We start from the raw sequence: 19,722 nt of genomic DNA on the forward strand, positions 1-19,722 counted from the left end.
TCGGTCCGTGGACTCCTCGACCGTCGTGTGGTTCCGGCGCGACCTGCGCACCGCCGACCACCCCGTACTCCTCGCGGCGGCCGAGCGGGCGTCACGCGCGCTGGCGTTGTTCGTGCTGGACCCCGTGCTGCTGAAGGCGTCCGGCCGGCCGCGGGTCGAGTTCCTGCACCGGTGCCTGCGGTCGTTGGACGCGCGGCTGGACGGGCGGCTCGTCGTGGTCGAGGGCGACCCGGCGGAGGTCGTGCCGCGGGTGGCCGCCGAGGTCGGGGCGTCGTCCGTGCACGTCTCCGCGGACGCCGGGCCGTACGGCCGGGCCCGGGACGCGGCCGTGGCGCGGCAGGTCGAGCTGGTGCGCGTCGGATCGCCCTACGCCGTCACGCCGGGGCGGGTCACCAAGGCCGACGGCACGCCGTACCGGGTGTTCACGCCGTACTTCAAAGCCTGGCTGGACCACGGGTGGCGTCCGCCCGCCGAGACCGACGCCTCGACCGTGGACTGGATCCGGTCGGACCTCGGGCGCTCGCTGCCGCCAGGAGAGGCGCTGCCGGACGTCCAGGCGCGGTGGGAGGCGTTCCGGGACGAGAAGCTGCCCGACTACGCCACCCGCCGCGACCGGCCCGACCTCGACGCCACCAGCCGGTTCTCCCCGTACCTGAAGTGGGGCGTGGTGCACCCCAGGACGCTGCTCGCCGACCTCGGCCGCGGCGCCGGCGCGGCCGCGTTCCGCACCGAGCTCGCCTGGCGCGACTTCTACGCCGACGTGCTGTGGCACCAGCCCGACTCCGCGCGCCGCAACTACAACCGCGCGTTCGACCGGATGCCGCTGGACGACGACCGCGAGCGCTTCGAGGCGTGGTGCGCGGGCCGGACCGGCTACCCGTTCGTCGACGCCGGGATGCGCCAACTGCTCGCCGAGGGCTGGATGCACAACCGGGTCCGCATGGTCGTGGCGAGCTTCCTCGTCAAGGACCTGCACCTGCCGTGGTGGTGGGGCGCGCGGCACTTCATGCGCCACCTGGTCGACGGCGACCTGGCGTCCAACCAGCACGGCTGGCAGTGGGCGGCGGGCACCGGCACGGACGCGGCCCCGTTCTTCCGCGTGTTCAACCCCGTCACGCAAGGCGAGAAGTTCGACCCGCACGGCGACTACGTGCGCCGGCACGTGCCCGAGCTGCGGGACGTACCGGGCAAGGCCGTGCACCAGCCGCGCGACCCGATCGTGGACCACGCGCACGAGCGCCGCGAAGCGCTCGCCCGCTACGCCGCGGTGAAGGGTTAGCGCTGGGTCAGCGCAGCACCTCGCGCAGCCGAACGCGGGCACCCGTGCGCAGGACGGCGTTGGCGTACACCTTGCCGCCCAGCCACGTGATCGCCGCGACCGCGAGCAGCGCCAGCACGATCGCCAGCAGCACCTGCCAGGTCGGCGCCACGCCCATCGCCATCCGGCCCGGCATCAGGATCGGCGCGAACGGCGGCAGCACGGACAGCACCGCCACCGCCGACCCGGTCGGGTCGCTGATCATCAGGTTGATGCCCAGCACGAACGCGATCACGATCGACATGCTGATCGGCGTCAGCACCGACTGCAGCTCCTCCTGGCGCGACACCAGCGACGCGGCGGCGGCGAACACCGTGGCGTACAGGAAGAACCCGAGCAGGTACCACAGCAGCCCGGTGGCCAGCGCGCCACCGGCCACGCCCGCGACGTCCACCACCCCGGACGCCGTCGACAGCACCAACCCGATACCGCCGATCACCACCAGTTGCAGCAACCCCACCGCGCCCAGCCCGACGACCTTGCCCAGCAGCAACTGCCAGGGCCGCAGCGTCGCCAGCAGGATCTCCACCACGCGGCTTGACTTCTCCTCCACCACGCCCTGCGCGACCATCGTCCCGTAGACCAGCAGCGAGTAGTACAGCAGCGCGGCGATCACCAGCCCGATCACCAGCCGCTGCCCCTGCCGCTCGTCCCGCGGCTCCAGCGCCACCACGTCCACGCTCGCGCGTTCGAGGTTGCGCGCCACCTCGGCCGGGTCCACGCCCGCCTCGGCGAAGTGCGCGTCCAGCACCTGCTGCTTGACCAGCAGGTCGATCGAGTTGCGCAGCGCGCTGCCCAACGACTCCTTCACCACCACGCGCAGGTCGTCCGACGCGCCGGTGATCAGCGCGTCCACCTCGCCGGAGCGGACCTGCTCCTCGCCCGCCGCCGGGTCGGCCACGTCGACCGTCTCCACCTCGCGGCCGAACGACCGGGCGGTCTGCTTCAACGGCTCCGCGAGCACGGTCGCCTGCCCGCTCAACGCGACCCGGTCGCGACCGGCGTCCTGGAAGAGCACCGACTGCAGCAGCAGGTACCCCGCCATCACGGCGACGATCACGACCGTGCCCCACAGGAACGACTTCGTGCGCACCTTGCCCAGGAACTCCCGGCGCGAGACCAGGAACACCGCCCGACCGGGGGTGAGGCTGCTCATGCGGCGGACTCCTCGGTCACCACGCTGCGGAACAACTCGGTCAGCGACGGCCGCTGCCGGGAGAACTCGTGCACCGGGCCCGTGGCCAGGGCGGCGCGCAGCACGGCCTGGTCGTCCACGTCCGACGCGACCTCCAGGACCGTGCGGCCGGACGAGGTGTGCGCCGACCGCACGCCCGGCAGGTGGTCCGCCCAGCCCGGAGCGGCCCGCGGGGCGTCCACGACGAGCTTGGACTCGCCGCCGGCGCGCAGCTCGTCCACCGAGCCGGACGCCACCAGCGTGCCGCCGCGCACGATGCCGACCCGGTCGCACAACCGCTCCACCAGGTCGAGCTGGTGGCTGGAGAACACCACCGGCACGCCGCCGGCCGCCTTCTCCCGCAGCACGGCGCTCATCACGTCCACCGCGACCGGGTCCAGGCCGGAGAACGGCTCGTCCAGCACCAGCACGTCCGGCTCGTGCACCAGCGCCGCGGCCAACTGCACGCGTTGCTGGTTGCCGAGGCTGAGCCGCTGCACCTCGTCGCCGCGGCGGTCGCGCAGGCCGAGGCGGGCGATCCAGGTCTCCGCCGAGCGGTGCGCGGCGTTGGTCGACAGGCCGTGCAGCTCGGCCAGGTAGACGAGCTGGTCGAGCACCTTCATCTTGGGGTAGAGGCCGCGTTCCTCGGGCATGTAGCCGATCCGGCGGCGGGTCTGGAAGGTGATCGGCTCGCCGTTCCACCGGACCTCGCCCGAGTCGGCGGCCAGCACGCCCAGCGCGATGCGCATCGTCGTGGTCTTGCCCGCGCCGTTGCTGCCGACGAAGCCGAACAGCTCGCCCGCCCGCACGTCGAAGGTCATCCCGTCGAGCGCGACGACCTCCCCGTAGCGCTTGGAGACCCGGTCGACCTCCAGCACGCCCTGTGCCACGTGCTCTCCTCCTGTAGTCCGGTCGTGCCTAGCCGTAGACCTGGGTGGACAACGGCTTGAACGGCGTGCGGCTGAACACCGCCTCGACCGGCAGGCCGAACACGTCGCAGATCCGCAGCGCCAGGTCGAGGCTCGGGTAGTGGTCGCCCCGCTCCAACGCGCCGATCGTCTGGGGGTTGACCTCCACCGCCTCGGCCAACCCCGCCCTCGTCATACCCCGCTCGACCCGCAGCACCCCGATCCGGTTGTGGATGGGCTGCCCGGGCCCCCGGCGCACCGGACTCATGCTACGAAGTGTTGCGAAAACCCAACAGAACGGCAAGTAAACAATTCACAGAATAGGCCGAACGGCGGTATCCGCCCGCAGGCATGCCCGAGAAATCACGTTTCGGTGAAACGATACGTCGCCGGGAACCGAATCGAGTGTCGACGGGTCGAATTGCGCAGTAGGGCCGCAAGCCCCGTTGCCGTGAGGGGTGAACATGGAGCCGGACCAGTGGCTCGCGCAGTACGGAGAGAAGATCGAGCAGGCCAAGCGGAACGCCGCGCAGGCCGAGACGCAGCTGGGCAGCGTCGGCGGCAGCGCCACGTCCCCCGACGGCCTGATCACGGTCACCGTCAACGCCTCGGGCGCGTTGACCGACCTGATCCTGCGCCCGCAGCTGCGCGGTGAGGACCCCGAGCGGATCTCCGGTGCCATCATGACCGCCGTCGCCCAGGCGCAGCGCGCCGCCGCGGGCCGGGTCGTCGAGATCATGACGGAGTTCGTCGGCGACAGCCCGGCGCTGGAGTTCGTGAAGTCGAAGATGCCCAACGGCTATTCGGGTGACGGCACGGACGCCGTGGAACCGGAGCCGGAGATCCAGCGTCGAGACACCAGGCCCGACGACGACTACTTCACCAACCCACCCGATGTCATGGCCTGAGCAGGGGGTAGATGACCATGTTCGTCTCGTTCAACGTGAACCCGGAGGAGATCCGGGCGCACGCGGGAACGGTCGACCAGCTGACGCAGCGGATGCTCTCGGCCACCCAGACCGCTGACCCGTCGCTGTCGACCGACGCCTTCGGCGTGTTCGGTTCGTTCCTCGCCCAGTTCCTGCTCAAGACCGCGGGCTCGGGCCAGGACATCCTCGGCCAGGCCACGGAGACCGTCGCCGACATGTGCCAGGGCCTGAAGGAGGTCGCCGAGCTCTACGAGAACGTCGACCTCGACAACGCGTTCGGCTTCAACGGAAGGGCACGGGGATGAGCGGGCAAGCCACCACCCAGGGCCGCGACCCGTCGCACCTGATCGGCGACGTGCAGGGCACCGTCGCGGCGGTCGAGCGCGGCGACTGGGTCCAGGCGGGCCTCGGCATGGCCAACACCGCCATGGGCATCGTCGGGCTGGCCTCCAACCCGCTGTCGGGCTTCCTGTCCGCCGGGTTCAGCTGGGCCATCCAGCACGTCGACTTCCTGCGCGAGCCATTCGACGCGCTGCTGGGCAACCCGCAGGCGATCCAGCGGATGTCCGACAGCTGGGCGTCCGCGGCCAAGCAGATCGAGGGCATCGTCGCCGACTACCGCCGCACGTCGGTGGAGGAGACCCGGACCTGGCGCGGCCGTTCCGCCGACGGGTACCGGGCGGCGAGCAAGAAGCACGCGGCCGGGCTGGAGACGCTGGCCAAGGCCACGCAGGGCATCTCGCGCGCGGCCAAGGGCGCGGGCGAGCTGGTCGCGACCGTGCGCAAGACCATCATGGACCTGATCAGCCAGGCCGTGTCCGAGATGGTCATGAAGATCATCCAGTGGCTGGCGGCGTCGTTCCTGACCTTCGGCGCGGCCATCGGCGCGGCGATCGCGGACATCGTGCAGATGGCGTGCAACTACGCCAAGAAGCTCGCCGACTTCCTGCAGAAGCTCGGCAACTCGCTCAAGAAGCTGATCGACCTGATCAAGTCGGTGGCGCAGATCGCCCAGACCGCCAAGCAGATCCTCCAGGCGATCACGGCGATGACGTCGTCGAACAAGGGCTCGGGCGGCGGTGGCGGCGCGGGGCCGCGGTTGTCGCAGGGCGGTCTCGGGCTCGACGAGCGGCGGCTCAACGACATGGACCGGGACGCGAACCGGCGTTACACCAACGACCCCGGTGGGGCGACGATCCCGTCCGGCGGTCCCAGCCCGATCGGCCCCGTGGTGAGCCGCCCGCCGTCGGTGGGCGTCGGGTACGGGCCGGGCATCGGTGTGCCGGAGCCCGGCCGCGCCTACCCGGGCGGGCCGAGCGGTCCGGTGGTGAGCCGTCCCCCGACGGTCGGCGGCGGTTCCGGTGGTTCCGGGTCCGGTGGGTCCGGCGGTTCGGGCGGGTCCGGCGGCGGTCACTGGGAGCCCGGTCGGTGGGTGCCGGGCGGCAGCGGCTCGTCCACGGGCCGGGTGCCCGCGCCGCCTTCGTTGGGCGACACGACGTACGCGACGGGCACGACGTCGCCTTCCGTGCCGACCGTGCCCCCCGTTCGGCCGGTGTCGGCCGACCTGCCCCACGTGCCCACCGGTGGTGGGGTCGGCGGTGGGGTCGGTGGCGGTGGCGGCGGCTTCGGTGGTGGCGGTGGTGGTGGCTTCGCCGGCGGTGGCGGTGGCTTCGCGGGCGGCTCCGGTGGCGGTGGCGCGGGTGGGGCCACGCTCCAGGCCGGTGGCTCGTCCGGCGTGCTCGGCCCGGCCGGTGGTCCCGGTGGCGGCGCGGCGGGCGGCGGCGTGCCCGGTGCGGCCGGTGGACGTCCCGGTGCCGCCGGCGGCATGGGCATGATGGGCGGCGCGCCGATGATGGGCGCGCCCGGCCAGGGCGGCGACGGCAAGGACCACCAGCGCAAGGTGCGGCTGGAGGGCGAGGCCCTGATCGAGGAGCCGCCGAAGGCGGCGAAGCCGATCATCGGCGAGTGACCTGCGACGTCAAGGGGGACTTCCACCGCGGAGGTCCCCCTTCGTCGTGCCCGCCGAGGTCGCGAACGTTGAACTCGGGGGTCGCGAACGTAGGACTCTCGCGTTCTGAACGTAGGACTCGCGCGAGAGTCCTACGTTCAGGTCGCGTGTGTCCTACGTTCGGAACGGGTGAGTTGAGCGTTCAGGACGGGGACTGGGCGGCCAGCTCGGCGGCGACCTCGGCGGCGACGGCCGGTTCGGCGGCGGCGCGGTCGGTCGAAACCAGACCGATCCGGGTGCGGCGGTCCAGCACGTCGTCCACCGTCAGCGCGCCCTCGTGGCGGACGGCCCAGGCGACCTCGCCGACCTCGGCCACGCGGCCGCCCTCCGCGCCGTAACGGGCGGCCAGGTGCGGTGGGCCCGCGGGGCGGCCCGCGCCGACCAACGGCAGGCCCGCGGTGCGGGACCGGGTGGTGGTGAGGCCGGTGGCGTCCACCGCGTCGGCGGCCATCCGGCGGTACGTGGTCAGCTTGCCGCCCACGACCGTGGTCACGCCGTCGGCGGTCAGCACGGCGTGCCGGCGCGACAGGTCGGCGCTCGGTCCCGCGCCGGTGTCCAGCAGGGGCCGCAGCCCGGCGAACGCCCCCAGCACGTCGGCGCGCGTGAGCGGGCGTTCGAGCACCGAGGAGGCGACGGTCAGCAGGAAGTCCACATCGGACTCCGGCACGGTCGGCACGTCCGGGATCGGCCCGTCCACCGGCTCGTCGGTCAGCCCCACGTACACCCGGCCGTCACGCTGCGGCAGGACCAACGCGTAACGGTTGCGCGCACCCGGGATCGGCACCGTCAGAGCGGTGTTCGACAACCCCACGGTGGACGCCGAGAGCACCAGGTGCGAGCCGCGGGACGGGCGGAGCCTCACCTCGGGCACCAGGTCGCCCGCCCACACGCCGGCCGCGTTCACCACCGCACGCGCCTCGACGCGCAGCGACGCCCCGGTGAGCGTGTCCACCACGTCCGCGCCGTGACCGGTCAACGCGGTGGCCCGCGCTCGGGTGATCACGCGCGCGCCGAACCCGGCGGCGGTGCGGGCGAGGGCCACGACCAAGCGGGCGTCGTCGACCAACTGGCCGTCGAAGCTCAGCAGCCCGCCGCGCAGGTCGGCCCGGCGCAGCCCCGGCGCCAGCGCCAGCGCCTCGACGGCCGGCACCCGCCGCGGGCCCGGCAGCACGCGGGACGGCGTGCGGGCCAGCCGGCGCAACGCGTCACCCGCGCGCAGGCCCGCCAGCACGACCGGGTCGTGCGACCGGCCGTGCAGCGGCACGAGCTGCGGCAGCGGCCGCACCAGGTGTGGCGCGGTGCGGGTCATCAGGATGCCCCGCTCCACCGCGCTCTCGTAGGCCAGGCCGACCTCGCCCTGGGCGAGGTAGCGCAGCCCGCCGTGGACCAGCTTGCTCGACCAGCGGGACGTGCCGAACGCCAGGTCGTGCGCCTCCACCAGGCACACCGACAGGCCGCGCGAGGCGGCGTCGAGGGCCACGCCCGCGCCCGTGACGCCACCGCCGACGACGAGCAGGTCGACCCGGGCGGACGCCAGGTGGTCGAGGTCGGCGCGGCGGCGCGCGGCGTTGAGCGAGGTGGTCACGACAGCGCCGCGTCCAGGTAGGCGGCCAGTTCGGCCAGCAGCTCCTCGAAGTCCAGGTCGGTGGTGGCCGGCCGGATCGACAGCACGAGGGACTGGGTGGTCAGCAGCACCAGGCGGGCCTGGGCGGCGGCGGAGCCGGGACGGATCGAGCCGTCCGCGTGGCCCTCGTGGACCTGCGCCACCAGGAACGCCTCGACCAGCTTCTGCGTGCTGCCCAGCCGGCGCACGAGGTAGGGCAGCATCAGCTCGGCGTCCAGGTCGAGCACGCGCCGCATCAACGGGTCGGCGGCCAGCAGCCGGATGCCCGCGATGGCCTGCGCCACGAGCCGCTGCCTGGCGTTGTCGCCGGTCACCTCGATGCGCTGGAGCAGGGCGGTGAACTCCCTGGTCATCAAGGCCCTGACCAGCGTGCCCACGTCCGGGAACCGGCGGTAGAGGGTCATCCGGCTCACGCCGGCGCGCTTGGCGATGTCCGTCAGCGTGGTGCGGCGGACCCCGACCTCGACCACGCAGTCGCGGGCCGCGTCGAGGAGCGCGTCATCACTGTGACGTTGAGACGTCATGTGTCACACTGTAGCGGTGACCGAGCACATCGACCACACCCTCCGGGGCAGTTGGACACCCACCGCCGGCTCCCTCCCGCCTCACGCGCTGAAGTGGTTGCGGGACCGGATCGGGCTGGGTGACGCCCGCACGCCGGCGCGGGCGCCCCAAGTGCCGGAGTCGCTGCTGACCGACGCGGCACGGGCCGCGCTGGGCGAGGTCGTCGGGCCCGGGCACGTGCGGGTCGACCGCGACTCGCGGCTGGGCCGCGCCGGCGGTCTGTCCTATGTGGACCTCCTGCGGCAGCGCGGTGACGGCGCGCTCGCCGCGCCGGTCGCGGTGGTGCTGCCCGCGTCACCCGAGCAGGTGGTCGAGGTGCTGACGACGTGCGTCGAGCACGACGTGGCGGTGGTGCCGTTCGGCGGCGGGACGTCCGTGGTCGGCGGGGTGAACGCCCTGCGCGGCGACAAGGCCGCGGTGATCGCGCTCGACCTGCACCGGCTCGACCGGCTCGTCTCGGTGGACCCGGTGTCCCGGCTGGCCGTGCTCCAGGCGGGCGTGCCGGCGCCGCGGGCGGAACGGCTGCTGGCCGCGCACGGCCTCACGATCGGGCACGTGCCGCAGTCCTACGAGCGGGCCACCATCGGCGGGTTCGCCGCGACCCGCTCGGCCGGCCAGGCGTCGTCCGGGTACGGGCGGTTCGAGGACCTGGTGGAGGGCGTGCGGCTGGCCACGCCGGTGGGGGAGTGGCGGTTGGGCGGCGCCCCCGCGTCGGCCGCCGGGCCGGACCTCAAGCAGTTGGTGGTGGGCAGCGAGGGCGCGCTCGGCGTCATCACGGAGGTCTCGCTGCGGGTGCGGCCGCGGCCGGTGGTCGAGCGGTACGAGGGCTTCGTCGTGGACGGGTGGGAACGCGGGTCGGCCGTCGTGCGGCGGTTGGCGCAACGGCGGGTGCTCGCCGACGTGACGCGACTGTCCGACGTGGACGAGACGGCGGTGTCGCTGGCGCTGGCGGGCGGCTGGAAGACCACCGCGCTCAAGGCGTACCTGCGGGCCAGGGGCGTGCGCGAACCGTGCCTGCTCGTGCTCGGGTGGCACGGCGCGTCACCGCGCGAGGTGAAGCGGCGACGCGCCGAGACGTTGCGCGGGGTGGAGCTGGTGGGCCTGGGCAAGGCGCTCGGCGAGGCGTGGCGGCACGGCCGGTTCAACGGTCCCCGGCAGCGGGACGCGTTGATCGAGGTCGGCGTGTGCGTGGAGACGTTGGAGACCGCCACGCACTGGTCGACGGTGTCGGAGCTGCGTGCCGCGGTGCGCGAGGCGCTGGTCGACGCGCTGGGCGACTGCGTGGTCATGTGCCACATCTCGCACGCCTACGAGACCGGCGCGTCGCTGTACTTCACGGTGCTGGCGGCCCGGGACGCGGCCGACCCGATCGGGCAGTGGCAGGTCGCGAAGGCCGCCGCGAGCGAGGCCATCACCGGGCTCGGCACGATCAGCCACCACCACGCCGTGGGCGTGGACCACGCGCCGTACCTGGAGGCCGAGATCGGCGGGCTGGGCGTGGACGTGCTGGCGGCGGTGAAGCGCACGCTCGACCCGACCGGCGTGCTCAACCCCGGCAAGCTCCTCGCTGGCGACTTGACCCCCGCGGAGCTAGCGTCGCCTGGTGACCGGTGACCTGCTGATCCGCTCCGTGCGGCCGTGGCCGAACGCCCCGGGCGCACCCCTGGTCGACGTGCTGTGCCGGGACGGGCGCACAGCGGCGTTCGGCGCGGACCTCGACCCGCCACCCGGGACGGCGGTGGTGGACGGGCGGGGCGGCGTGCTGCTGCCCGCGTTCACCGACGCGCACGCCCACCTCGACTCCACCCGGCTCGGCCTGCCGTTCCGCCCGCACAGCGCGGGCGACGGGCTGGCCGAGCTGATCGACAACGACCGGCGCAACTGGCGGGCCGCCGAGGCGTCGGTCGCGCAGCGCGCCACCCACACGCTCGGGCGCACGATCGCGTTCGGCGCGACGCACGTGCGCAGCCACGCGCAGGTGGACGTCGACTCGGGGCTGGAAAAGCTGGAGGGCGTGCTGGCCGCGCGCGAGGAGCACGCGGGCCGGGCGCACGTCGAGGTGGTGGCGTTCCCGCAGTGCGGCATCCTGCGCGAGAAGGGCACCGCGGAGCTGCTCGACGCGGCGCTGCGGGCGGGCGCGGACCTGGTCGGCGGGCTGGACCCGGCGGGCTACGACCGCGACCCGGTGCGGCACCTGGACGTGGTGTTCGGGTTGGCCGAGAAGCACCAGCGCGGGGTGGACGTGCACCTGCACGACGCCGGCACGCTGGGCGCGTTCCAGGTGGAGCTGATCTGCGAGCGCGTGCGGGCCCTGGGCATGCAGGGGCAGGTGACGATCAGCCACGCGTTCGCGCTGTCCACAGTGGACGTCGAACGGCAGCGCGAGCTGGTGGAGCGGCTCGCGGAGCTGGACGTCGCGGTGACGACGGTCGCGCCGGGCGTGCGAGACCCGTTGCCGTTGCAACTGCTGCGGTGGGCCGGGGTGAGGCTCGGCCTCGGGCAGGACGGCATCCGGGACTACTGGTCGCCCTACGGCAACGGCGACATGCTCGACCGCGCGTGGCAGCTCGCCTACCGCAACGGGTTCCGGCGCGACGAGCTGGTGGAGATGTGCGTCGACATCGCCACCCGGGGCGGCGCGTCGGTCCTGGGACGGGCGCTGGGGCTGACCGAGGGGTCGCCCGCCGACCTGGTGGTGGTGCCCGGCGACACGGTGACGGCCGCGGTGATGGATCGCGCTCCGCGCACCTTGGTGGTACACGAGGGGCGTGTGGTGGCCGCCGATGGTCAGGTCGTGTGAATGGTCGCCCGCGGTGCGGCGCCGGTCAGTAGCCTGCGCGGCATGAGTGAGACGTGGGAGGCCCTCCAGGCGACCCCGTTGGTCGAGGTGCGGCGACGTGCGGCGATCATCGGTGAGCGCGCCGACGTGGCGCCGATGACCGTGGACGGCGCGGAGCGGTTCGCGTGGAACGACCGGGGCGGCCAGTCGACCGTCTGGTACTTCACGCCCGAGGATCGTGCGTTGCTGCTGACGTTCGACCACGAGACCGACCTCAACCTGTACGCGGAGGGTGACTACGCGGTGCAGGAGTCGCTCTACCGGGGCGTGCCGGAGGACCTCGTCCGGCTGGTGCGCAACCGGCCGGAGAACTACGAGTCGCTCAACCTCACCGACGAGACGACCGGGAACACGATCCACTACGCCGGTGGCGTGTTCTGGTTCGACGGCGAGCGGTGGCAGGCGGCCGAGGGCTTCCTGGCGCACTGCGAGCGCGAGGGCCTGGACCCGATGGTCGAGTCCGGCTTCGAGTACTGCCTGGAGGCGTACCGGTTCGGGCACGACCTCACCGCCCCGCAGGGGTGAGGGCGAACAGCTCGGCCCACTGCTCGGCGGTCAGGTCGCGCGGTAGCGTGCGGTCGGTGACGCCGTGGCGGCGGGCCCACGCGGCGAGTCGGGCCCGGGGGTGGGCCGCGCGCACGATCGACGGCACGCCCCGACCCCGGCCGGTGAACACGCGGTGCACGAACGCCTGGTAGCGGCGGCGGTCGCGCGGGTCCACCAGCGGCGTTCGGCGGCGGGTCACCGTGAGCAGGCCGCCGTCCACCCCGGGACGGGGCCGGAACGCGGCGGCCGGCACGCGCCGGACCAGCGTGAACGAGTACCAGGGCCACCACTGGGCGGTCATCATCGTGGCGCCGCCGACGCCCGCCCGACGGCGGGCGACCTCCCACTGGACCAGCAGCACGGCGTCCGTCCACCCTCCGTTGTGGACGATCCGGCGCAGCATCGCCGTGGTCAGGTGGAACGGCAGGTTGCCGACCAGGACGTGCGGCTCGCGCGGCAGGCGGTGGCGCAGGAAGTCCGCCTCGACCAGGGTCGTGGTCGCCGCCACGCGGCGGCGCAGCTCGCGGACCCGGGCCGGGTCGACCTCCACGCCGGTGAGCGGGCGGCCCAGGGCTTGCAGGGGCAGGGTCAACGCGCCGGAACCGCAGCCGATCTCCAGGATCGGCCCGCTGGTCCGGGCGACGAGGTCGACCACGGCCGTGATGACCGCGCGGTCGACGAGGAAGTTCTGGCCGTGCTCGTGCCGGCCGTCGTGGTGCGTGCGCACTGGTGGGGCTCCGCGGCTGCTGGAAGCGAACCGGGCAGCGGAAGTGTGGGCCGCCCGGCGAGGACTCGCTGGAGCGGCGGAACCGGGGTGCCGCCGCTAGACGCGGCGCAACCGGGTCACTGCACAGGCGCACATGCCAGCGACGCTAGCGCATCGCCGGCCGTGTTCGACAACCGTTTTTCCTACAGGGTCACCAGGGCCTTGCCGAGGTTCTCGCCGCGCAGCATCCCGATGAACGCCTCCGGGGCGCGGTCCAGGCCCTCGGTCACGGTCTCCTGGTAGCGCAGCTCGCCCGCGGCGACCCAGCCGCCGACCTCGCGGACGAACTCCTCGCGCAGGTGCTGGTGGTCGTAGACCAGGAAGCCGCGCAGGGTCAGGCGCTTGCCGACGGCCAGGCCGAGGTTGCGCGGGCCGGTCGGCGCGGTGTTGTAGCCGGAGATCGAGCCGCACAGCGCGGCGCGGCCGAACGTGTTGAACGAGGCGATCGCCGCCTCCAGGTGCTCGCCGCCGACGTTGTCGAAGTACACGTCGATGCCGTCCGGGGCGGCCTTCGCGAGCTGCTCGGCGACCGGGCCGTCCTTGTAGTTGAACGCCGCGTCGAAGCCCAGCTCGTCGACCAGGTACCGCACCTTGGCCTCGCTGCCCGCGCTGCCGATCACGCGCCGCGCGCCGCGCAGCCGGGCCACCTGGCCCGCGACCTGCCCGACCGCGCCCGCCGCGCCGGAGACGAACACCACGTCGCCCTCCTTGAACGCGGCGACGTCCAGCAGGCCCGCGTAGGCCGTCATGCCCGGCATCCCGAGCACGCCCAGGTACGCGCCGAGCGGGGCGGCCTGCGGGTCGACCGTCGTGGCGTTGGCCGCGTCCACCGCGGCGTACTCGCGCCAGCCCAGGCCGTGCAGCACGGTGTCGCCGACCTCGAAGCCCGCCGCCTTCGACGCCACGACCTCGCCCACCGCGCCGCCGTCGAGCGCCGCGCCCAGCTCGAACGGCTCCACGTACGACTTGCCCGCGTTCATCCGGCCCCGCATGTACGGGTCGACGCTCATCACCTGGTTGCGGACCAGGACCTGGCCGTCGGCGAGGTCCGGCAGCGGCACTTCGACCAGGTCGAAGTCGTCCGGGGTGGGGAAGCCTTCGGGGCGGGAGGCGAGACGGATCTCGCGCGCGGTGCTCGGCAACGTCATACCAGGTGCAACACCGCCGTTCGGGCGGGCTGTTCCGCCGTTCAGGTGTGAGGTGAGTCCCTGAGCGCGGTCACCGCGCGGTAGGTGAAGCCGAGCCGCCGGTAGACCGCGACAGCGGCCGCGTTCGCCGCGTCGACCATCAGCCCGCACGTGCCGCGCTCGGCCAGCAGGGCGCTCGCGACGAACCGGCAGACGGCCGTGGACAGCGACCGGCCGCGGTGGTCGGGGTGGGTGGCCACGCCCGCCACGAACCCGACCTCGGGCGCGGGCCAGGCGTCCGCGGCCACCGAGACCAGCACGCCGTCGACGTGCGCGCCCGCCCAGCGGGACGGTCCGGGCTCGCGCGGCCACGCCCACGTGTCGGGGTTGGCCTTGCGCAGCAACGCCTCGACGTCGTCCCACTCGTCCTCGGCCAACCAGCGTGGGCCGGGTGCGGGGTCGAGCACGCCGGTGCGCTGCATCCAGCCGAACGTGCCGCGCACCGGCCAGTCGAGCTCGTCCGCGACGGCGGCCGTGACCAGGGGCCTCACGCCGGGGCGCACGTGGGCGCGCAGCAGCGCCGCCACGTCGTCGGTGGGGCCGACGAGGACCAGGCGGTCGAAGCGGAACAACCCCGGGGCGAGCACGGCGACGCCCTCGCCGTGCGCCCAGGCCGTGCCGCCGCGGCCGGGCAGCAGGGCCTGGGCGGCCCACCGCGCGATCGGGTCGGCGGTGGCGGCGGAGACGTCGGCGGGGGTGGGCAGAACGCGCATGACCGCATCATCACCCAAGAGCTACCCTCGCCCGCATGGACATCCGGCAGGTCACGTCGTTCGACGCGGTGGTGGCCGCCGGGCACCTGTTCGACGGCCCGCCGCGCGAGGACGCCACCCGCGCGTTCCTCGCCGACGACCGGCACCACCTGCTCATCGCCTACGTCGACGGCACGCCCGCCGGGTTCGTCTCCGGCGTCGAGACCATCCACCCCGACAAGGGCGTGGAGATGTTCCTGTACGAACTGGGCGTGGACGAGGGCTTCCAGCGGCGCGGCATCGGCAGCGCCCTGGTGGCCCGCCTGATCGAGCTGGCCGGGGACCGCGGCTGCACCGGCGTGTGGACCGGCACGGAGAAGGACAACGCCGCCGCCCTGGCCACCTACCGCCGTGCCGAGGCCGAGCTCGACTTCGACACGGTCGCCGTCTCCTGGGGCTTCTAGCGGAACAGCGCGCGTTTCTGCGCCGACTCCTCCAACGCCCGGTACGCCAGCTCCAGCGCGGTGTTGTACTCGCCCTGGTCGCGCGGCGGCACCGACTCGTCCGGCGCGGGCACGGTCGTCATGGTGAACCAGCGCTCGTCCCACAGCAGCTTCACCACGGCTTCCCAGTGCTCCGCGACGACCTGCTTGACCAGCTTCTCCTGGTCGATGATCGCGGCCATCCGGTCCTGGGACTCGGCCAGCCGCTCCAGCAGCTGCCGCACGCGGGCCCGGTCGGCGGCGCGCATCCGCTCCACCGACTCGCCGGCCAGCGCGACGACCTCCCGGTACCGCTCGATCGCCGAGACCGCCTCGGCCTCCGGCGCGCCGTGCCCGCTCGTGCGCTGCGCGGGTACGACTGAGGCGTGGCTGATCATGGTTCCTCCCCGGTGTCGAACGGGATGACGACCTGCGGCCTGGAGTGCTCGAACCGGTCGAAGAACAGGCCCCGGCGCGGTCGCGGTGACCACGCCATGACCTGCTCCGGTCCGAACGACAGCAGTTCCTTGCCCTGGACGTCGAACGCGATCCACGCGCCGATGTCGTCGTAGACGCCCGGCGGCAGGCTGTTCTTCAGCCGCTGCGCGCCACGCCACCAGCCCAGCACGTGGGTGCGGTTCTCCGGCCCGTGCTTGAGCACGGTCCGCAGGCTGTCGACCCCGGAGGCCCGCGTCGTCGGGTCCTTCGCCTCCAACAGGGTGTGCGCCGCGTCCACCGCGTAAACCACCAGGTAGTGGGGTGGCAGCGGCGCGCCCGTCTCGCCGGTCATGCTCTTGGTGATCCGCGCCGCCGTGTCGTCGACCAACTCGCGCACGCTCTCCAGGCCCAACAGGTGCACCTCGTGACCCGCGTCACCGAGCTGCTTGTGCAGCCGTTCGGCGTGCGGCCAGGCGTCCTCGGCCAGGCACGCCAGGGTGAACCGGGCCTCACCCGGCTCGTGCTGGCGGGCCAGCGACAGCGCCGCGCCGCCCAGCACCCGGGCCGCGTCGTCGGCCAGCGAGCCGAGCACGGCGATGTTGCGCCCCGGCGTGCGGGCGAACCGCACCCCGGCCGCGCTGCCCGCCACGTCGATCACCTGGCCCAGCAGCACGGTGGGGCTGTTGCCCTCGCCCGGCCGCAGCGCCCGGAAGTCCGGCAGCGCCTGCAACGCGGGCACCTTGCTGCCGTCGAACAGGATCGGCTCGGCCAGATCCGGCGGGCGCAGCCGGTGCAGCTCGGCCTGCAACGCGTCGAACGTGCCCCTGGCCGTGGCGTCGGGGATGCGCGCGACCTCGTTGCCCGGCCGCACGCCCGACTCGTGGTTGACCACGGCGTGCCAGCGCGGCAGCTCCACCGCGGCGTCGTTCTGCGGCTCGGCCAGCACCCGCCGCGCCTTGGGCAGCGCGATCCGCACGGTGAACTGCTCGAAGATCGCCGACTTGCCCCAGAAGCCCTCGATGCCCGACACGTCCTGGCTGGACAGCACCAGGTGGATGCCCTGCGACCGGCCGCGCCGGGCCACGTCCTCCAGCAGCTGGGTGGCCTGCGCGGTGACGTGGTCGCGCTCGCCGAACAGGTACTGGAACTCGTCGATCACCGCCACGATCCGCGGCCAGTGGCCGTGCGGGTCCTCCTCGCGCAACTGCTCCAGCTTGGTGACCTCGTGCCGCTTGGCCGCGTCCGCCCGCCTGCGCATCTCGTCGGCCAGGAACGCCAGCAGCGCCACGCCGAACTCGCGGTCGGTGTTGACGTTCACCCCGACCAGCCGGGCGTGCGGCAGCCACGTGGGGTCCTTGCGGCCCGGCGCGAACTGCGCGAACGACACGCCCTCCTTGAAGTCCAGCAGGTACAGCTCCAGCTCGTCCGGCGCGTACCGGGCGGCCAGGCTGCCGAGCATCGCGTAGAGGAAGTTCGTCTTGCCCGAGCCGCTGGGCCCGCCGATCAACGCGTGCGGCGACGTGTCGCCCAGCCCCACGTGCACCGGCTCGCCCTCCAGGAACCCGACCGGCGCGAGGACGCCCGCCGACGAGTTCTCCCGCCAGAACCGCTCCGGCAGCAGGTCGGCGAACCGGCTGAGCCGGTGGCGGCGCTCCTCGCGCTTGTCCGCGATCACCGCGCACGCCCTGGGCACCTGGGCGCGCGGCAGCGGCGGGTCCAGCGCCACCGCCACGTGCTTGCCGGTCATCGTGCAGGTCGCGCTGTGGTCGGCGGCGATGGTGACGGTCTCGATCGGCGAGTTGACCGTGACCGGGATGTCGACGATGAACAGCTGGATCCCGGCCGCCAGCCCGTTGCGCGCGACCCGCTGCAACTGCTGCTGGTGCTCCTCCCGCAACGGCTGCCGGTTGCCGAACAGCACCGCCACCCGCCACGGCTCGGTGCGCCGCCCGCCCGCCGCCCGCACCGACTGGTGGCCCTCGGTCAGCACACCGGTGTGCACGCGGCGGATGTGGTCGGACAGCTCGTCCAGCAGCTCGTGCAGCCGGGCCGGGTCGTGCACGGTCAGCAGGCCCGCGCGGGTCAACGGGTACAGGCCGGGCAGCGCGCCGGTGAGCTGGCCGACGTCCCACACGTGCACGTGCACCAGGCCCGGCTGGAAGTGGCTCAGCACCCGCAACAACAACGTCTCGACCAGCGACTCGGCCGTGGCGCGGCTCTCGTAGGTGGAGCTGACGTGCAGGTGCGAGTGGTCCAGCAGCGGCACCGCCACCGGGAACCGCTGCGGCTCCGGCGCGCTGCGCACCACGCCCGTGCCGATGCGCCACAGCTCGGGCACGCCGTCGCTGCCGTCGGCCGTGCCCGGTGTGCCGAGCCACGCCTCGGGCGGCCACGACGCCGGTCCCGCGGCCGCGGCGTCGACCAGGGCGGCCAACTGGTCCGGGCCGTGCTCCGACCACGGCCGGAACGCCTCGATCCGGTCGATCAGCGCCCGCTTGAGCTGCTGCTCGAACAACGGGTTCGCCAGCGCGCCGGCCAGCAGCGGGTCGGCCAGAGCCCGGTCCACCCCGTCGCCGCGCAGGATCACCTCGAACATGTCGCGCGCGCGTTCGTCGGCGAGGAGGCGGTGCTCGCGCGCGGCGTTGCCCAGCGCGGCGGCGACCGCCTTGCGGAACTCCCCGAAGGAGCCCTCGATCCTCCTGCGGCGCTCGTCACGCCTGCTCACGTCACAGCTCCACGGCTAGGCGTTGGACCAGTTCCAGGCTGCCCACGATCAGCTCCAACTCGGCGGCGAACCGCTCCGCGGCCGCCAGGAACCCGGCGGGCACCAGGGACTCGTGGTGGTCGGCGCTCGCGTCGAGCAGGATGTCGACGGCCTCGTCCAACGCGGTCTGGGCCTCCCGGACGCTGCGGTAGGCGTCCCGGAGGAACTCGCAGCTCTGCTCGAGCGCGAGCTTGACCTCGCCCACCGACGTCACGTCACAACCTGGAGTTGATGCTCTCGGCCTGGGAGATCCCGGCCCCGAGGTGCTGTTGCAGGTCGCTGACGCCGCTGACCACCTCGGCGAAGCGCGCGTTCGCCTGCTCCACGTCGGCCTGGACGCTGCCCTGGGTGGCCGTGCTCAGCAGGGCTTGCGCGTCCTCGGCCAGGTCGGCGGCCTGTTGCAGGGCGTTCACGCTCTGGCCCGCCTTCTCGACGGCCTGTGCGATCGCGGCGCGGACCTCTTCGATGCTGGCCATGTCGGATCCCGACCCCTCCTGGCGAAACGGCTTGAGTTCCTATAGTTGAAAGTAGTACCTAAAGTTTCACGATTCACAAGCAAGATCGGCTGACCGGGTGGCAGTGCAAATCCACTCGATCGGGTCAGCGATGTCGATCTCAGTCGGGCACCGTCCACACGAATGCCGAGGCCGGTGTCGCTGTCAGTTCCAGCGCGGCGATCCCCGTTTCCGGCACCGGCGCGGCTGACCAGCGGGTCGTCCCGGAACCGCCGGACCACTCCACCTCCGACCACCCCGAACGGCCCAGCGACGTCACGGCGTCGCGTAGCGCGACCGTGGGCGAATTAACGCTCGCGCCGAGGTCGAGGTGCACGCTCAGTAGGTGCCCGTGAGGAGCCACTCGGGTGATCTTGCCACTCCTCGCGACCCGGCTCGCTACCGCCCGCGCCTGCCATTCGGCACCCGCCGACCGGTCGGTGGCCACGTCGACCCGCAACGACAACCGCGTGCTCACCCGTTCGGCCTCCGGTGGTTGCGCCGAACGGGCACCGCCCGCCCCCGGCGCCTCGGGCTCGGGGCGGTTCTGTTGCGGGTCGCCACCGGCCCACGCCTCCACCAGCAACCGCTCCGCGCCGGGCAGCAGGCCGTCCAGCAGCGCCGGGTCCTCCAGCACCGTCCACGCCGTCGGCGGCTCGCAGGCCACCCTGGGTGTGGGGAACTCGTCGCCCAGCTGCCGGACGAACGTGCGCACCGCGCGGGCCAGCGCGCCGGCCACGTTCTGCGTGGCGCGCTCCCCGCTGACCCGGCTGATCGTCACCGACCAGCAGCCCGGTTCCTCGTCGGAGCAGTCGATGGCCCGTACCACCCGCCCGCCGACCTGGCGCACCAGTGCGGCGCAGGCGGCACGCGCCTGCTGCTCGTCGTCGGCCGCGACCACCGCGGTGATCAGCAGCTCCAGGTCTTCTCCCACCATCTCGACGCGAATTGTCCACGACACCGGTGTGGCACGTGAGGGTGCCACTGAT

Annotated in this window: 21 protein-coding genes; 8 read left to right on the top strand and 13 right to left on the bottom strand. The window is 73.3% G+C overall.

Going from position 1 to position 19,722, the window contains the following annotated elements; translation table 11 throughout:
* Nucleotides 1-7: 7 nt before the first annotated feature.
* A complete protein-coding gene (locus LZG04_RS05405) occupies nt 8-1,279 on the top strand; it encodes a deoxyribodipyrimidine photo-lyase (protein WP_233813772.1) in 1,272 nt (423 codons plus the stop codon).
* Nucleotides 1,280-1,286: 7 nt separating this feature from the next.
* On the opposite strand, the gene LZG04_RS05410 is transcribed toward LZG04_RS05405, so the two are convergent.
* The 3 genes from LZG04_RS05410 to LZG04_RS05420 are packed head-to-tail and all read right to left on the bottom strand — an operon-like array spanning nt 1,287 to nt 3,668.
* Complete coding sequence (locus LZG04_RS05410; RefSeq protein WP_233813774.1) at nt 1,287-2,474, bottom strand: ABC transporter permease; 1,188 nt, start codon at nt 2,472-2,474, stop codon at nt 1,287-1,289.
* Nucleotides 2,471-3,382: an ABC transporter ATP-binding protein gene (locus LZG04_RS05415; protein ID WP_233813776.1), complete on the bottom strand. Its 912-nt coding sequence runs from the start codon at nt 3,380-3,382 to the stop codon at nt 2,471-2,473. The genes LZG04_RS05410 and LZG04_RS05415 overlap by 4 nt, the downstream gene beginning before the upstream one ends.
* 28 nt (nt 3,383-3,410) lie before the next feature.
* A complete protein-coding gene (locus tag LZG04_RS05420; protein WP_233813778.1) occupies nt 3,411-3,668 on the bottom strand; it encodes a helix-turn-helix transcriptional regulator in 258 nt (85 codons plus the stop codon).
* A gap of 196 nt (nt 3,669-3,864) precedes the next feature.
* Here LZG04_RS05420 and LZG04_RS05425 point away from each other — a divergent pair, with 196 nt between their 5' ends.
* From LZG04_RS05425 to LZG04_RS05435, 3 genes are read left to right on the top strand one after another with little or no spacing between them, the layout of a single operon-like run.
* Entirely contained in the window at nt 3,865-4,308 is a 444-nt protein-coding gene (locus tag LZG04_RS05425) for a YbaB/EbfC family nucleoid-associated protein (protein ID WP_233813780.1), read from the top strand.
* 11 nt (nt 4,309-4,319) lie between these two features.
* Nucleotides 4,320-4,634: a type VII secretion target gene (locus LZG04_RS05430; RefSeq protein WP_233813782.1), complete on the top strand. Its 315-nt coding sequence runs from the start codon at nt 4,320-4,322 to the stop codon at nt 4,632-4,634.
* The gene (locus tag LZG04_RS05435) at nt 4,631-6,298 is read left to right on the top strand and encodes a WXG100 family type VII secretion target (protein WP_233813784.1); all 1,668 of its coding nucleotides are present in this window, start codon (nt 4,631-4,633) and stop codon (nt 6,296-6,298) included. The genes LZG04_RS05430 and LZG04_RS05435 overlap by 4 nt, the downstream gene beginning before the upstream one ends.
* A 181-nt stretch (nt 6,299-6,479) precedes the next feature.
* On the opposite strand, the gene LZG04_RS05440 is transcribed toward LZG04_RS05435, so the two are convergent.
* Nucleotides 6,480-7,922: a glycerol-3-phosphate dehydrogenase/oxidase gene (locus LZG04_RS05440; protein WP_233813786.1), complete on the bottom strand. Its 1,443-nt coding sequence runs from the start codon at nt 7,920-7,922 to the stop codon at nt 6,480-6,482.
* Nucleotides 7,919-8,485: a TetR/AcrR family transcriptional regulator gene (locus LZG04_RS05445; RefSeq protein ID WP_233813788.1), complete on the bottom strand. Its 567-nt coding sequence runs from the start codon at nt 8,483-8,485 to the stop codon at nt 7,919-7,921. Before LZG04_RS05445 ends, LZG04_RS05440 begins: the two co-directional genes overlap by 4 nt.
* A 16-nt stretch (nt 8,486-8,501) precedes the next feature.
* On the opposite strand from LZG04_RS05445, the gene LZG04_RS05450 reads away from it, so the two are divergent.
* Genes LZG04_RS05450 through LZG04_RS05460 form a run of 3 tightly spaced genes read left to right on the top strand, consistent with a single transcriptional unit; the run spans nt 8,502 to nt 11,889 of the window.
* The gene (locus tag LZG04_RS05450; RefSeq protein ID WP_233813790.1) at nt 8,502-10,139 is read left to right on the top strand and encodes an FAD-binding oxidoreductase; all 1,638 of its coding nucleotides are present in this window, start codon (nt 8,502-8,504) and stop codon (nt 10,137-10,139) included.
* Nucleotides 10,129-11,325, top strand: coding sequence for an amidohydrolase (locus LZG04_RS05455; protein WP_233813792.1), 1,197 nt, complete (start codon nt 10,129-10,131; stop codon nt 11,323-11,325). The genes LZG04_RS05450 and LZG04_RS05455 overlap by 11 nt, the downstream gene beginning before the upstream one ends.
* Before the next feature lie 42 nt (nt 11,326-11,367).
* Complete coding sequence (locus LZG04_RS05460; protein WP_233813794.1) at nt 11,368-11,889, top strand: hypothetical protein; 522 nt, start codon at nt 11,368-11,370, stop codon at nt 11,887-11,889.
* Here LZG04_RS05460 and erm read toward each other — a convergent pair.
* The 3 genes from erm to LZG04_RS05475 all read right to left on the bottom strand — a co-directional run bounded on the left by erm (nt 11,870) and on the right by LZG04_RS05475 (nt 14,576).
* Entirely contained in the window at nt 11,870-12,637 is a 768-nt protein-coding gene (erm, locus tag LZG04_RS05465) for a 23S ribosomal RNA methyltransferase Erm (protein ID WP_233813796.1), read from the bottom strand. The genes LZG04_RS05460 and erm overlap by 20 nt on opposite strands.
* Before the next feature lie 182 nt (nt 12,638-12,819).
* Nucleotides 12,820-13,824, bottom strand: a complete 1,005-nt coding sequence (locus tag LZG04_RS05470; RefSeq protein WP_233813798.1) for an NADP-dependent oxidoreductase — start codon at nt 13,822-13,824, stop codon at nt 12,820-12,822.
* Between the two features lie 41 nt (nt 13,825-13,865).
* Nucleotides 13,866-14,576: a GNAT family N-acetyltransferase gene (locus LZG04_RS05475; protein WP_233813800.1), complete on the bottom strand. Its 711-nt coding sequence runs from the start codon at nt 14,574-14,576 to the stop codon at nt 13,866-13,868.
* A 35-nt stretch (nt 14,577-14,611) separates the two neighbouring features.
* Between LZG04_RS05475 and LZG04_RS05480 the strand changes: the two genes are divergently transcribed.
* On the top strand, nt 14,612-15,019 hold the full coding sequence (locus LZG04_RS05480) for a GNAT family N-acetyltransferase (protein WP_233813803.1): 408 nt from the start codon (nt 14,612-14,614) through the stop codon (nt 15,017-15,019).
* Here the strand turns inward: LZG04_RS05480 and LZG04_RS05485 are convergent.
* The 5 genes from LZG04_RS05485 to LZG04_RS05505 all read right to left on the bottom strand — a co-directional run bounded on the left by LZG04_RS05485 (nt 15,016) and on the right by LZG04_RS05505 (nt 19,670).
* Entirely contained in the window at nt 15,016-15,435 is a 420-nt protein-coding gene (locus LZG04_RS05485; protein ID WP_233813805.1) for a hypothetical protein, read from the bottom strand. The two genes, LZG04_RS05480 and LZG04_RS05485, sit on opposite strands and share 4 nt — an antisense overlap.
* Nucleotides 15,432-18,200 (bottom strand): FtsK/SpoIIIE domain-containing protein, encoded by a 2,769-nt coding sequence (locus LZG04_RS42340; RefSeq protein ID WP_308198965.1) that lies wholly within the window; start codon nt 18,198-18,200, stop codon nt 15,432-15,434. The genes LZG04_RS05485 and LZG04_RS42340 overlap by 4 nt, the downstream gene beginning before the upstream one ends.
* 1 nt (nt 18,201) lies before the next feature.
* A complete protein-coding gene (locus tag LZG04_RS05495; RefSeq protein WP_233813807.1) occupies nt 18,202-18,453 on the bottom strand; it encodes a hypothetical protein in 252 nt (83 codons plus the stop codon).
* 1 nt (nt 18,454) lies between these two features.
* Nucleotides 18,455-18,715 (bottom strand): hypothetical protein, encoded by a 261-nt coding sequence (locus tag LZG04_RS05500; RefSeq protein WP_033441123.1) that lies wholly within the window; start codon nt 18,713-18,715, stop codon nt 18,455-18,457.
* Between the two features lie 139 nt (nt 18,716-18,854).
* The gene (locus tag LZG04_RS05505; RefSeq protein WP_233813809.1) at nt 18,855-19,670 is read right to left on the bottom strand and encodes a hypothetical protein; all 816 of its coding nucleotides are present in this window, start codon (nt 19,668-19,670) and stop codon (nt 18,855-18,857) included.
* Between the last annotated feature and the right edge of the window lie 52 nt (nt 19,671-19,722).

This window comes from Saccharothrix sp. S26, assembly GCF_021390395.1.
Lineage (GTDB): Bacteria > Actinomycetota > Actinomycetes > Mycobacteriales > Pseudonocardiaceae > Actinosynnema.